Genomic DNA, 14,059 nt, shown 5'->3' on the forward strand with positions numbered 1-14,059 from the left:
GAAAAGTGTGGTGAATGCCACGCTTTTCTTTTTTTTGTTGTATAATAATAGGGACGGCTTATGCTTGGGAAATAACACAGTAGAAAAAAATTAAGAGGTGAATAAAAGTGGAAACGATAAAAATCATTCCTCTTGGCGGTGTACGCGAAAACGGAAAGAACATGTACATTGCTGAAGTTGGCGAGGATATATTTGTGCTGGATTGCGGTGTCCGTTATCCAGAAAATGAATTATTAGGGATCGATACAGTGATTCCAGACTTCACATATTTAGAAGAAAATGCCGACCGTGTGGCGGGTGTCTTCTTGACCCATGGGCATGCAGATGCGATTGGTGCATTGCCTTATTTCTTGGAGAATATCCAAGTACCGGTCTTTGGGACCGAGTTAACGATCGAACTAGCAAAATTGACCGTGAATAAAAATGAAGCTACCAAGCGCTTCAAAGATTTTCATGTGATCGATGAACATTCGGAGATCGACTTTGGTCATGCGACCATCAGCTTTTTCCGTACGACCCATTCTATCCCTGATTCTGTTGGGATCAGCGTCAAAACAGAAGCTGGCAATATCGTTTATACAGGAGATTTCAAATTTGACCAAACAGCGATCCCTATGTATCAAACCGATTTTGGCCGCTTAGCGGAAATTGGAAAAGAAGGCGTCTTAGCATTGCTAAGCACGTCTTCAAATGCCGAAAATCCAACGCCGATCGCTTCTGAATTGACGATCCAAGATGAAGTTTACGACAATATCCGTTATTGGGAAGGTCGAATCATCGTCGCTAGTGTTGCCAGCAATTTGCAACGGGTGCAACAAGTATTAGATGCTGCGTTTCGTTCTGATCGCAAAGTCGTTTTGACCGGGCAAGATTTTGGTCGGATCATCAAAACGGCCATGAAGTTAGGGAAATTAAAATTACCTGCCGAAGACTTGCTGATCACCCAAAAAGAAATGAAAAAATACTCAGACGAACAGTTGCTGATTTTAGAAACAGGTCGTATGGGTGAACCAATCAAAGCGTTGCAAAAAATGGCCAACGGCTCTCACCGGACGCTGCGCATCAAAGAAGGAGATCTTGTTTACATCACAACAACGCCGACAACGGCAATGGAAACTGTGGTTGCGAAAACGGAAGATATCATCTATCGCGCTGGCGGTACCGTGAAACAGATCTCGGATAATTTCCGTGTTTCTGGTCATGCCAACCCGAATGATCTGCAGCTGATGTTGAATATGATGAAACCGAAGTACTTTATCCCTATTCAAGGCGAGTACCGCCAATTAGCCGCCCATGTGGACTTGGCGCAAGAAGTCGGGATTCCGATGAAAAATATCTTCATTACTGCACGTGGAGATGTGTTAGAGTACAAAAAAGGCGAAATGATCGCCGCAGGTGCGGTCCCAGCTGAAAACGTCATGATCGATGGGATCGGTGTCGGTGACATTGGGAATATCGTCCTGCGAGACCGCAAAGTCTTATCTGAAGACGGAATCTTCGTTGCGGTAGTGACGATCAATCGTCGTGAAAAGAAAATTATTTCTGCACCACAAATCACTTCTCGCGGATTCGTCTACGTGAAAGCTAGTCGCGATCTGATTCGTGAAAGTGGCGAGATCGTGGAAGAAATCGTAGAAAAACACCTTCATGATGAAGAGTTTGAATGGAGCAAATTGAAACAAGATATCCGTGATCGTTTGAGTCGTTTCTTGTTTGAACAAACCAAACGCCGTCCCGTCATCTTGCCGGTCATCATGGAATCAAGCCAAAGAAATCGCAACCGTAAATAATTCGTTTTGACCTACTGACAAAAGCAGGTGAAAGAATAGCCGTTTGACGGCCGATTTCTTTTCACCGAAGCTTTTGTCTTTTTTTATGAAAGAAACAGGTGGCGGTTTTTTTACAAAATGCCCCTTATTTTGGTCGTGAAGGGCAGATAAGGATTGACGGCGAATGGATTTCGATCAATAATACAAAGTTGTCCCCCTAAGACTAGAGGAACTAAACAAGCAAAGAGAGGATGGTCGATTTGTGAATAGTTATCAAGAAAATCCCGTAGTACAACAGAGAAAGTGGTGGATTCTCATTGCTGTTTCGATGTTTACCTTTATGTCAACACTGGATGGGAGTATCGTAAATATCGCTTTGCCGACGATCTCGGCAGATATGGGTGTCCCTATGAATCAAGCGGAATGGGTCGTATCCGTCTACTTGATGATCGTTTGTGCCTGCCTTTTGTTATTCGGTAAAGTAGGTGATAGTTGGGGCAAGATCAAAGTATTCCGCTTGGGAATGTTGATCTTTATTATCGGTTCGCTGTTATGCGGGTTTAATCATTCCTTAGCATTTCTGCTATTTGCCCGAGTCGTGCAAGCGATCGGAGCCAGCATGACGATGGCGACGAATACCGGAATCATTACTGAAGTCTTTCCTATGAGTGAACGAGGGCGCGCCTTAGGGATGATCGGTGCCTTTGTTTCGTTAGGCTCCATCGCCGGTCCTGGATTAGGCGGAGTGATTTTGGCGCATTTTTCTTGGCCGTTTATTTTTTGGATCAATGTTCCAGTCGGTATTCTGACAATGATTGCTGGAGAAAAGGTGTTGCCAAAAGATATCACCATGAGTCATGATTCCATCGATAAAACCGGGTTTGTGCTGTTTTCAATTGCAATTATCAGCTTCTTCGGCGGCATTTTTCTTGGACAAGAGCGTGGCTTTCTAACATGGCTGCCGCTGCTGTTGGTGGGGATCGCCTTAGTGGTATTCATCGTCTTTTTGCGAGTAGAAGCGCGTGTGAGCAAACCGCTGATTACCTTTGGGATCTTTCGTAATAAAATTTTCACCATGAGCCTGATCACGGCGTTGCTGATCTTTTCTGCAAACTTTTTTGTCAATGTCGTGATTCCCTTTTACTTGCAAAGTGCCCGAGGCTTAACGCCGAGTGTGGCAGGAATGCTGATGATGGTCTTTCCTTTGATGATGGTCATCGGGTCACCACTTAGCGGCTATTTGACGGACCGTGTAGGACCGGAGATCTTGGTCTTAGCTGGCTTAGCGTTGCTGTCCATCACTCAGCTGATGTATATGTTTATGAATCAGCATACGCCGATTTGGTACTATGTCGTCGCTACTGCCATCATGGGGTTAGGCAATTCGTTGTTCCAATCCCCCAACAATACGATGGTGATGAGCAGCGTCACCAAAGAAAATCTTGGGGTGGCAGGTAGTCTAAATTCCTTTGCCCGTAACTTGGGCATGGTCTTAGGGATATCCTTAGCAACGACGATTCTTTATGCCGCAATGAGTCAAGCCTATGGGAAGCATGTGACGACCTATATCGCAGGTCGGGCAGATATTTTTGCCTATGGCATGAAAATCACCTTCTTTGGGGCGTTCCTTCTTTGTATCACGGCGTTATTCTTAACAGTCTGGCGCATCTATAAACAAGGCGGACGTAAGAAAACGCTATGATCGCTTGAAGTCATCAGGTCGAACTGTTCTATTCCTTATTCAGAAAGGGTAGAACAGTTTTTTTATTTTTCTTGACAAGAACCAGAAAAAGGACGGATGTAATAAAGCTGCCAGAATTTGTGCTTTTGGATTTCTGGCGTTATCTGTTATAATGAAAAATATTAGACTGTATTACTTAGATGGAAAGGGGAATGTTGTATGAAACTTACGTATCACGGACACTCGGTGCTTGCTATCCAATTAGCGGATGGCCAAAAATTGTTGTTTGACCCTTTTATTACTGGAAATGCTCTGACTGATTTGGATGCAGACACAGTGGAAACCGATTGGCTTTTGATCACGCATGGTCATAGCGATCATATTGGGGACATGGTGCCGATCGCCAAAAGAAATGAAGCACCAGTGATCAGTGTCGTTGAAATTTGCCGCTATGCAGCCCGCAAAGGCGTTGCTGAGACGCATGGCATGAATATGGGAGGCTCTTTTGAGTTCCCGTTTGGCAAAATCTCAATGGTGGAAGCGAAACACAGCTCTGGTCTTGAAGAAGACGGAACGATGATCTATATGGGCAATCCAGTGGGGATCATTTTAGAAGCAGAAGGCAAAACCATCTACCACGCTGGCGATACTGCCCTCTTTAGCGATATGGCGATGATCGGTGAACGTTTCGACATCGATGTGGCGTTTTTACCGATCGGGGATAATTTTACGATGGGCGTTCAAGATGCTGCAACAGCAGCGGCGCTGTTAAACGCGAGCAAAGTAGTACCGATCCATTACAATACGTTTCCAATGATCAAGCAAGATCCGCAAACCTTCGTGAATTTATTGCCGGCAGGTGTGGGCCAGATCCTTGCAGTCGGTGAGACATTAGAAGTTTAAGCAACAGGAAGATTCGTAGTAGGAATAGGGGATAATTATGGCGACAAAACACGACTTGATTTTAGCGCATATCGAGAATCTGCCTGTAGGCGATCGCATCTCGGTGCGGGGAATCGCAAAAGACTTGAATGTCAGTGAAGGAACAGCCTATCGGGCGATCAAAGATGCGGAAAATATCGGCTTGGTTTCAACGATCCAACGTGTGGGAACCATTCGGATTGAACGGAAACTAAAGAAACACATTGAAAAACTAACTTTCGGCGAAGTCGTCCAAATCATTGAAGGCGATGTTTTGGGTGGCGCAGCCGGTTTAGACAAAGACTTGAACAAATTTGTTATCGGCGCCATGAAGGAATCGGCAATGGAACGCTACATCACGCCTGGTTCCTTAGTGATCGTCGGAAACCGTAACGAAGTCCACAAGTTGGCACTGGAAGATGGCGCAGCCGTCTTGATCACGGGGGGCTTTGAAACCTCAGAGGAAATCTGTCGCTTAGCAGACGAATTGGAGCTGCCGATTTTACAAACGACCTATGACACCTTTACCGTGGCAACGATGATCAACCGTGCCTTGAGCGACCAGCTGATCAAAAAGGACATCATGCTGGTGAGTGACATTTATATGCCATTGGAAAAAACCAAGTATCTACACACCTTTGATACGGTCAAGGATTACAAACTGCTTTCGGAGTCTACCAACCACTCCCGCTATCCAGTCGTCAACAAGAATATGCGGGTCGTTGGGATCATCACAGCCAAAGATGTCCTAGAAAAGCCTGACACGCAGATCATCGAACGAATCATGACCCGGGAACCACGGGTCGTAAAAAAAGAGATGAGTGTGGCCTCTGCCAGCCATCAGATGATTTGGGATGGCTTAGAAGTGATGCCCGTCGTAGCAGATGACCTTTCTTTGATTGGGATCGTTACACGCCAAGACATCATGAAAGCGATGCAGATGGTCCAACGACAAACGCAAATTTCAGATACGATTTCAGACCAAATCTCGGGACAGATGCAAGTCATCGAACAAGATTTTGAAGGGAACAAATTGCCGCAGCCACATTTCAGCTTTGCGGTGACGCCTCAAATGGTCAATGAAGTCGGAACGATCTCTTTTGGTGTCTTGAGTGAAGTGATTGCTAATACGGCGAAACGTACCATGCAGTTGAATCAACGGCGCAATAGTTGGATCGAGCAAGTCAATCTGCATTACTTCCGTTTGATCCAATTAGAAAGCGAGATCATCATTCAACCGAAGATTCTAGAACTGGGGCGACGTTCGGCGAAAATCGATATCGAAGTATCGATCGAAAATTCCTTAGTGGCAAAAGCGATCGTGGTATGCCAAGTAATGGAACGCCCATAAATCATCGAAAACGGCACTTATGGAAAAATTTTAGAGAGAAAGTTGAGACCATTCATGAAGGTACAAGAAGAAATACTTGCAACAATCAAAGCATTCGACCGAATCATTATCCATCGGCACCAGCGCCCTGATCCAGATGCATTAGGATCACAAGTGGGATTGGCAGAAATTTTACGAGCTAGTTTTCCTAAAAAAGAAATCTATCAAGTCGGCGGACCCGTTGAAGGATTGGATTACTTGGCGCTGATGCAGACGATCCCTGATGATTTGTATAAAGGGGCACTAGTGATCGTTACAGATACGGCCAATGCTCCACGGGTCAGTGACCAACGCTATGATCAAGGGGCGAAATTGATCAAAATCGATCATCACCCTAATGATGAACCTTACGGAGAGCTGGTCTGGGTCAATACGAAAGCCAGCAGCTGTAGTGAGATGATCGTTTCATTTTGGCAAATGTTTCAAAACGAGCTGACGATGACGCAAGAAGCGGCTCGTCTGCTGTATGCGGGCATCGTTGGTGATACTGGACGGTTTTTATATCCGGCAACGACAGCGACAACGCTGCGCTTAGCGGCTGAACTATTGGATTACGGTTTTGATGCACCGAAGATCAATCGGCAATTGGATCAAGTCTCTCGCAGTGTTGCTCGCCTTTCAGGGTATGTCTACGAAAACATCGAGATCGATGAGATTGGTGCTGGCAAAGTGATCCTATCACAAGAATTGCAGCAGCGTTTTGGCGTAGTGGATTCGGAAACCTCAGCAGTCGTTTCCTTACCAGGGAAAATCGACGAAGTGGTGGCTTGGGCGATCTTTGTCGAACAACCAGAAGGCTATTATCGGGTGCGGATGCGTTCGAAAGGTCCAGTGATCAATGAGATCGCCAAACGCCATCATGGCGGCGGACATCCCCTTGCCAGTGGAGCAAACGCAAAAGACCTTGAAGAAGTTGCCGTGATCTATCAAGAGATCCAAGCAGCGATCAAAGAATTTCAAGCAGAATAAACACTTTTACAAGAACATTTGCCAATAGAAAAAGGGCGTGCCAAAAGCTTTCGGCACGCCCTTTTTTAGACAAAACGCAGCGCAGGCTCATCACTGAACCCGCACTGCGTTTTTTTGTTTATTTTTGAGAAAAGCGCGGTTTAGCCCCGTAGATCGTCTAAAAATTCGGTTTTGCTTTTCGTTTTCTCGTCTTTCATTTTGATGACTTTGGCTGGTGAGCCAGCAACGACTGCTCCAGCAGGGACATCTTCCGTTACCACAGAACCGGCAGCGACGACTGCACCTTCGCCGACACGGACGCCTTCAAGGACGACGGCATTTGCACCGATCAAAACATTGTCTTCAATGATGACTGGGCTTGCTGAAGGTGGCTCAAGAACGCCAGCCAAGACAGCACCAGCGCCAATATGGGCTTTTTTCCCAACGGTTGCTCGGGCGCCTAAAATCGCACCCATGTCGATCATGGTTTCTTCACCAACGACGGCACCAATGTTGATCACGGCCCCCATCATGATAACGGCATTTTTTTCAATGATGGCTTGGTCACGGATAAAGGCACCTGGTTCGATACGGGCATCGACTTTCGTCAAGTCCAATAAAGGGATCGCTGAGTTGCGGCGATCATTTTCCAGATAGTGATCGGTGATTTTGTCTTGGTGCGCGGTTAAAAACTCAGCCACTTTTTGACTGTCACCAACCACGAAATAGAAAGTGCCGTTACCAAACAATTGGATGCCATCTGCTTGGACGTTACTAAGATCTCCATTGATATAGACTTTTACAGGTGTTTGTTTATTTGCTTCTTTGATGTATTTTGCTAATTGATAAGGATCGGAAAATTGTAATTCTGTCATGAGAGACCACCTTTACTTGTCGATTAGATTTTGCATGGAATAAAAACCAGCTGGTTGGTTGGCTAAAAATTCCGCTGCTTTTAGCGCACCATTGGCGAAGATTTCGCGGGAGAGCGCTGTGTGTTTTAATTCAATGATTTCATCCTGCCCAGCGTAGATGACAATGTGTTCTCCAGGAATCGTTCCGCCGCGAACGGCATGGATGCCCATCTGCTTGCGGTCATTTACTAGATCACTGCCTTCACGCCCGTAGAGATACTCTTTTTTCGTTTCGCAGCTGTCATTGATACTATCTGCCAACAGCAAAGCTGTACCACTTGGTGCATCGAGTTTTTGATTATGATGCTTTTCGATGATCTCAATGTCAAAGTCAGCTTCTAATGCGGGGGTGATACTTTGTAGTGCTTTGATCAGTACATTGATCCCCAACGACATATTGGCAGAATAGAAAACTGGGATCACTTTAGCAGCCAACGGCAGCATCATCTGCGTGTCTTCCGTCAAACCAGTTGTAGCAACCACGATAGGCAGCTGCTGTTCGACACAATAGTTCAATAAGGCAGGGACATTGCTATAATGAGAAAAATCAATCACCAAATCGATCGGCTGCGTGATTTTTTCTGGACGATCATAGATCGGAAAGGGACCATCTAATTGCTCGGTACGATCCAAGCCGGCGGCCACTTCTAACTGAGGGTGCTTTGCGATTAGGCTTTGCAACACTTTGCCCATACGACCGTTTGCACCGCTTAATAAAATCTGTTTCACCAAAAACTCCTCCTTACAGCAATCCGTAATTGGTCATTTCTTCTTCTAAATGAACGAGGGTCGCATCTTCTGGGACACCCAAAGGCAAACGATAATGCAATTCGCATTTGCCTAGCAAGGAGACCGCTGCTTTGATCGGCACAGGATTTACTTCACTGAAAATCGCATCGATCAACGGTTTTTGTCGCAATTGCTCTTTGATGGCGGCTTTTACATCACCATTTAAGAAATCAGCAACGAGTTGTGCCGTTTGTTTCGGAGCGATATTGCCGATCGTTGAAATCACGCCAGAGCCACCTAAAGCTAGAATTGGGGTTACTTGATCGTCATTTCCTGAGTAGATCGCAAAGTCATCATCCGCAAGACGAGCGATTTCTGCGATTTGCGAAATGTCGCCGCTGGCTTCTTTGATGCCTTTGATATTAGGGATTTTTTTCAGTTCTGCCACAGCTTCAGGTGTTAAATTTAAGCCGGTTCTTGAGCTGACGGAGTATAAGATCACTGGCAGCTCGACGCTTTGACAGATTGCTTCATAGTGAGCGACTAAACTTTTCTTGGTCGCTTTGTTGTAGTAGGGTGTTACAACCAATAATGCGTCAGCACCAACGCGCTGTGCTTCTTTTGAAAGATGGATCCCATGTTGGGTGTTGTTGGAGCCTGTTCCGCCGATGACGGGGATTCGACCAGCAACTTGTTTTACCACCGCTTCGATCACCGCGATATGTTCTTCATCGTCTAACGTGGATGCTTCACCGGTCGTACCGCATGCAATGATTGCATTCGTTCCTTGCTGCACATGCCACTCCGCTAACTCCTTCAGCTTATCGAAATCCACCGAACCATCTTGAAGCATAGGGGTGATCAACGCAACGCCAGAACCTTTGAATATTGTCAAACTACGACACATCCTTTCAACCAATTTATTTTTCGTAACTCTACGTATAAGTGTACCAAAACGAGGGGTAAATTTTTCAATAAAAATCGAAACATTTCGACAATTTATACTATAGATTATTCGAATTATATACTATAATATTAAACAATATCAATGAAAAACTGAATATTCGTTGGTTTTTATGGATATTTTTAAAAGGAATGAATAGAAAGGTGTTTTAACATGCAAGTATCGCAAGCAGTCAAAGAATTAACCGAAGACGTGGTTCGTTTTCGTCGTGAATTACATACAATCCCTGAATTAGGGTTAACTGAGTTCAAAACAAAGGAATACTTGCTGCGTCAGTTGCAATCCTTTGGGATCAAAGAAATCTATCCAGTGATTGAAACCGGCTTGATTGCGGTCTTTCGCAGCGATCGCCCAGGAAAGACGCTGGCCTTTCGAACGGATATCGATGCACTACCGATCAAAGAAGAGACAGGTGTTTCCTTTGTTTCCAAACATGAAGGGAAAATGCATGCCTGCGGTCATGACGGCCATATGGCAACGATGCTAGGGTTTGCTAAATATTTGGCAACACATCCTGAAGTGATTCGTGGAACGATCGTTTTGATTTTCCAACCAGCCGAGGAAAGCCCTGGTGGCGCTCAATTGATGATCGATGAAGGCATCTTACGAGATTTTGGTGTGGAAAAAATCGTGGGGCTGCATGTCTTCCCAGACTTTCCCGAAGGAGTCATTGCGAGCCGGAAAGGTCCGATGATGGCCCGTAACGGCGAGATCAATCTAACGATCAACGGCACGAGTGCCCATGGTGCCCAGCCTCATCAAGGACATGATGCCATTTTAGCCGCGGCTGCGATTATTCAAGGATTGCATTCGATCATTTCACGCAATATCAGCCCGCTTTCTGCTGGGGTCATCACTTTTGGGAAGATCCATGGGGGAGATGCGGAAAATATCATTCCCGGTAAGGTCGTTTTAAAAGGAACGATGCGGGCGTTTGAAGATGAAGTCTATGAAACGATGACGCGCAGAATCACCACTGTCGCACAAGAAATCGCCAAAGGATATGATTGCACGGCGGATGTCGAATTCGAACATCTTTATCGTGTCGTGGACAATGATCCTGAGATGGTGGAAGTGTTGGAAAAAGTGGTCGGGGAGAGCTACCGAGAAACACCACCATATATGTTGGCAGAGGATTTTTCGATGTACCAAAAGGAGATCCCAGGTGTCTTTTTCTTTGTGGGTACCCGAAATGAAGAAAAAGGCTATGTCCACCCTTTACACAGCAGCAAAATGAATTTTGACGAAAAAAATCTATTGCAAGGCATCGAATGCTACGTTCGTTTGATCGAGGCGTTGAACGAGCCAACAGACAAGGAGTAAAGCGATGGCAAAAGAAATCAAGAACAATCACTTATACATTGACGGTTGTGATACCGTTGAGCTGGCAAAAACCTTCGGAACCCCCCTTTACGTGTATTCCGTTTCGGAGATTCGCGAAGAATGCCAAAAGATTCAGGCGCAGTTTTTGACGCGCTACAGCAAGACACGGGCAGCCTATGCCGCTAAAGCTTTCTGCACCACAGCAATGCTGCAAGTGATCAAGTCAGAAGGACTCTCATTAGACGTGGTTAGCGGTGGAGAGCTGTATACAGCAATCCAAGCTGATTTTCCAGCAGAACACATCGAGTTTAACGGGAATAATAAATCGATTGAAGAATTAGCAGCTGCCCTTGATTATGGCGTAGGACGGATCATCGTTGATGGCATTCAAGAAGTCGGCTTGATCCGCGCGTTATGTCAAGAAAAGCAAGTCGTTGCTAAAATTTTGTTGCGCATCACACCCGAGGTTTCGGTCAGCACCCATCAATTTATCTCGACCGGACAAAAAGATTCGAAATTCGGGATTCCTTTAGATGAAGAAATCTTATTTCCGTTAGTGGAAGAAGTGATTCAAGCACCTGAATTGGATTTCTATGGCCTGCATTTTCATGTCGGCAGTCAATTGTCGGACAATCGCTCACATCTAGCGGCAGTTGATGCGGCTTTGGCCCTTGTCCAAACCATTCATGAACGCTTTGATTATTGGATCAAAGAACTAAATGTTGGCGGCGGCTTTGGCGTTCGATACACAGATGCAGATATTCGCCAACCCTACAGCTACTTTTTAGATCCTGTGATGGAAAAAATCGACGCCTTTTATGCGCAGCACCAGAGCGAACGCCCGACCATCGTTATTGAACCTGGGCGCAGTATCGTCGCAGAAGCAGGTATCAGTTTGCACACCATCGGCAGTATCAAGACATTGCCGGGAATCAGAACATACGCCAGCATTGACGGTGGCATGACAGACAATATTCGTCCTGGTCTTTATCAGGCAACTTACACTGGGATCTTAGCCAACCGCGCTTCCGAAGCTGCGACACAAAAGGTCACCATTTCTGGTAAAGCTTGTGAGAGCACGGACATCTTAGTAAAAGACCTTGCATTACCGCCCGTTGAAACTGGGGATCTGTTTGCTACGTTCGCAACAGGAGCTTATGGCTATTCGATGGCCAGCAGCTACAATAATTTACAGATTCCTGCAGTCGTCTTTGTGGAAAACGGCCAAGCGGAATTAGCCGTTAAACGCCAGTCCTACGAGCAAATGCTGCAAAATGAAGTGGTTCCTTCGTTTCTAAAAGAGGGAGCTTCCAGCAAGTAAAATTTTGAAAAGCAGGTGACAACATGACGATTCCTTATACAAAAATGCAAGGTGCAGGAAATGATTTTATCGTAATCGATAACCGCACATTGAAATTCTCCCATGAACAACTGTCGCAATTTGCTGCTCAGGTTTGCCATCGGAAATTTTCTGTTGGCGCGGATGCAGTCATGGCAGTGGATTTTCCCACAGGAACCGCTGATTTTCGGATGCGGTTTTACAATGCTGATGGGACCGAAGCAGAAATGTGCGGCAACGGCGCTCGCTGTATTGCCCGTTATGCCTTTGAGAAGGGAATTGCTGGCGAGCAGATGACCATCGAAACAGTTGCTGGCGATGTCCCCGCATGGCGCTTGTCGGCAAAACACTACAAAGTAACCTTGAATCCACCCACCGTGACTACATTTGATCAAGCGTACCCGAATCCAATGGTTTCTTTCGTGGACTATGTGGAATTGGGTGATCCAGGAATCCCTCATGCGGTGGTTCACTATCCTGGTCTGGCAGAAACTGAGTTGGAACAGCTGGCTGAACTTGCCAAAGAGATACGCTATTGGGAGGTTTTCCCCAAAGGGGCGAATGTCAATTTCTATGAAGAAGATGACAAGGGTGATCTGATCGTTCGCACGTATGAACGAGGGGTGGAAGGTTTTACCTATGCGTGCGGCACAGGTTCTGGTGCCACTGCGTATGTCGTGACCAAACGTCACCAGCAAGCGGCAGCGAATGTCTTGCTGCACGTGTTAGGTGGCGAGTTAACGGTAGAAGTTGATGTTGATCAGGGCGCATTAGAATTGATCGGCGATGCGGTTATGGTATCTGAAGGCTTGATTTTAGATGAGAATTTGACTGTGTAAACGCTGTGAAAATCATTGTAAAAAGATGGTGTTTTCGTGAAAAAAAGAATTGACATTCATTTGAGGCTATCGTATAGTTAAACACAACTTAAAAACACGCGATGATAAGAAGAGTAAGTCAGTTTCGATTGGATCAGAGAGCTCGGATTGGTGAGAAAGAGCACAGCCGTTTGACTGAAGATGGCCTTGGAGCGTTTGGACGTGAGCAAAAGCAAGCGTGCAGCGGGATTGCCCGTTACAGCAAAGCAGTTGATAAACTGATAAGGTTGGCAGCTTGTGCCAATGAATTAAAGGTGGTACCACGAACATGGTTGTTTCGTCCTTTCTCTATGATGGAGAAAGGACGTTTTTTATTATAAAAAGGGGGGACTAAAAAATGAAACAGTTGAAAAAGGGAATCGTTGGGTTAGTTGCTGCTGCTGTCTCAATTACATTGGCAGCTTGTGGCAATACTAGCAGCACAGAGGATACACAGTCTGGTGAAAACAGTGTAGATGCAGTGGAAGAAAAAGTCGTTGGAGTGGCACCTGGACCATATGGGGATATGGTGACAGAGGTGATCTCTCCATTACTGGAAGAAAAAGGGTATCAACTAACGACCAAAGTGTTTAATGATTATATTCAGCCGAACAATGCCTTGGCGAATGGCCAAATCGATGCCAATTTGTTTCAGCATACGGCCTATCTAGAAAAATTTTCGTCAGATAACCAGTTATCTCTTACGGCATTACAAAAAGTGCCAACATTGGGAATGGGCATCTATTCGAAGCAACTGTCCAGCTTGGATGAGTTAGCAGACGGGGCGACTGTTTCGATTGCCAATGATGCCTCAAATTTAGCTCGGACCTTGCAACTGTTAGCTGCCAATAAGTTGATCACCATCGCAGACAATATCGACGAAACGAAGGCAACGGTGAATGATATCGAAGAAAATCCGAAGAATCTGACATTTAAAGAATTAGACGCAGCCCAATTGGCTCGTTCGTTAGATACAGTTGATTTAGCTTTAGTACCAGGAAACTTCGCTTGGGCGGCTTCTCTTGATCCTGCAGATGCTTTGGCGTTGGAGTCGTTGAAAGAAGAATATAAAAATGTCTTTGTGGTGTCCACCGAAGAAGAAGACAGTGATTTTGCTAAGGCAGTTACGGAAGTATTAGAAAGTGATGCATTTAAAGAAGCGATTGCCGAATCACCGTTCAGCAACTTTGATCAACCGAAATTTTGGACTGAGTAAGAAGGGCA

At 45.5% G+C, this 14,059-nt stretch carries 12 protein-coding genes and 1 other annotated feature; of the genes, 9 read left to right on the forward strand and 3 right to left on the reverse strand.

The features are described from left to right. Window positions 1-107 precede the first annotated feature (107 nt). The 5 genes from Q1X33_RS14165 (at window position 108) to Q1X33_RS14185 (ending at window position 6,730) form a co-directional block, all read left to right on the forward strand. Window positions 108-1,790 (forward strand): ribonuclease J, encoded by a 1,683-nt coding sequence (locus Q1X33_RS14165; protein ID WP_005228243.1) that lies wholly within the window; start codon window positions 108-110, stop codon window positions 1,788-1,790. Window positions 1,791-2,031: 241 nt separating this feature from the next. Then, on the forward strand, window positions 2,032-3,471 hold the full coding sequence (locus Q1X33_RS14170; protein WP_034869087.1) for an MFS transporter: 1,440 nt from the start codon (window positions 2,032-2,034) through the stop codon (window positions 3,469-3,471). 198 nt (window positions 3,472-3,669) lie between these two features. Beyond that, window positions 3,670-4,353: a metal-dependent hydrolase gene (locus Q1X33_RS14175; RefSeq protein WP_005228247.1), complete on the forward strand. Its 684-nt coding sequence runs from the start codon at window positions 3,670-3,672 to the stop codon at window positions 4,351-4,353. A gap of 37 nt (window positions 4,354-4,390) precedes the next feature. Continuing rightward, complete coding sequence (locus tag Q1X33_RS14180; protein ID WP_005228249.1) at window positions 4,391-5,722, forward strand: DRTGG domain-containing protein; 1,332 nt, start codon at window positions 4,391-4,393, stop codon at window positions 5,720-5,722. A gap of 54 nt (window positions 5,723-5,776) precedes the next feature. After that, window positions 5,777-6,730 (forward strand): bifunctional oligoribonuclease/PAP phosphatase NrnA, encoded by a 954-nt coding sequence (locus tag Q1X33_RS14185; RefSeq protein WP_005228251.1) that lies wholly within the window; start codon window positions 5,777-5,779, stop codon window positions 6,728-6,730. Between the two features lie 140 nt (window positions 6,731-6,870). On the opposite strand, the gene dapD is transcribed toward Q1X33_RS14185, so the two are convergent. From dapD to dapA, 3 genes are read right to left on the reverse strand one after another with little or no spacing between them, the layout of a single operon-like run. After that, a complete protein-coding gene (gene dapD, locus Q1X33_RS14190) occupies window positions 6,871-7,584 on the reverse strand; it encodes a 2,3,4,5-tetrahydropyridine-2,6-dicarboxylate N-acetyltransferase (protein ID WP_005228253.1) in 714 nt (237 codons plus the stop codon). Between the two features lie 12 nt (window positions 7,585-7,596). After that, window positions 7,597-8,352 (reverse strand): 4-hydroxy-tetrahydrodipicolinate reductase, encoded by a 756-nt coding sequence (gene dapB / locus Q1X33_RS14195; RefSeq protein WP_015510324.1) that lies wholly within the window; start codon window positions 8,350-8,352, stop codon window positions 7,597-7,599. Window positions 8,353-8,365: 13 nt separating this feature from the next. Then, window positions 8,366-9,247, reverse strand: a complete 882-nt coding sequence (gene dapA, locus Q1X33_RS14200) for a 4-hydroxy-tetrahydrodipicolinate synthase (protein ID WP_008380503.1) — start codon at window positions 9,245-9,247, stop codon at window positions 8,366-8,368. Between the two features lie 222 nt (window positions 9,248-9,469). Here dapA and Q1X33_RS14205 point away from each other — a divergent pair, with 222 nt between their 5' ends. From Q1X33_RS14205 to Q1X33_RS14220, 4 genes are all read left to right on the forward strand, one after another. Further along, window positions 9,470-10,639, forward strand: a complete 1,170-nt coding sequence (locus Q1X33_RS14205) for a M20 family metallopeptidase (RefSeq protein WP_005228259.1) — start codon at window positions 9,470-9,472, stop codon at window positions 10,637-10,639. 4 nt (window positions 10,640-10,643) lie between these two features. Beyond that, a complete protein-coding gene (gene lysA / locus Q1X33_RS14210; RefSeq protein WP_005228260.1) occupies window positions 10,644-11,960 on the forward strand; it encodes a diaminopimelate decarboxylase in 1,317 nt (438 codons plus the stop codon). Window positions 11,961-11,983: 23 nt separating this feature from the next. Next, complete coding sequence (dapF, locus tag Q1X33_RS14215) at window positions 11,984-12,817, forward strand: diaminopimelate epimerase (RefSeq protein ID WP_005228261.1); 834 nt, start codon at window positions 11,984-11,986, stop codon at window positions 12,815-12,817. Between the two features lie 92 nt (window positions 12,818-12,909). Continuing rightward, window positions 12,910-13,144: a binding site (T-box leader), on the forward strand. 49 nt (window positions 13,145-13,193) lie between these two features. Further along, window positions 13,194-14,051 (forward strand): MetQ/NlpA family ABC transporter substrate-binding protein, encoded by an 858-nt coding sequence (locus Q1X33_RS14220; protein WP_301969733.1) that lies wholly within the window; start codon window positions 13,194-13,196, stop codon window positions 14,049-14,051. Window positions 14,052-14,059 lie beyond the last annotated feature (8 nt).

This window comes from Enterococcus sp. B2E4, assembly GCF_030499455.1.
Taxonomy (GTDB): Bacteria; Bacillota; Bacilli; order Lactobacillales; family Enterococcaceae; genus Enterococcus_D; species Enterococcus_D casseliflavus.

Coding starts and splice junctions, on each gene's coding strand:
- dapF (WP_005228261.1), top strand. CDS start 11,984: ATGACGATTCCTTATACAAAAATGCAAGGTGCAGGAAATGATTTTATC.
- Q1X33_RS14175 (WP_005228247.1), top strand. CDS start 3,670: ATGAAACTTACGTATCACGGACACTCGGTGCTTGCTATCCAATTAGCG.
- Q1X33_RS14180 (WP_005228249.1), top strand. CDS start 4,391: ATGGCGACAAAACACGACTTGATTTTAGCGCATATCGAGAATCTGCCT.
- Q1X33_RS14220 (WP_301969733.1), top strand. CDS start 13,194: ATGAAACAGTTGAAAAAGGGAATCGTTGGGTTAGTTGCTGCTGCTGTC.
- lysA (WP_005228260.1), top strand. CDS start 10,644: ATGGCAAAAGAAATCAAGAACAATCACTTATACATTGACGGTTGTGAT.
- dapD (WP_005228253.1), bottom strand. CDS start 7,584: ATGACAGAATTACAATTTTCCGATCCTTATCAATTAGCAAAATACATC.
- Q1X33_RS14185 (WP_005228251.1), top strand. CDS start 5,777: ATGAAGGTACAAGAAGAAATACTTGCAACAATCAAAGCATTCGACCGA.
- Q1X33_RS14205 (WP_005228259.1), top strand. CDS start 9,470: ATGCAAGTATCGCAAGCAGTCAAAGAATTAACCGAAGACGTGGTTCGT.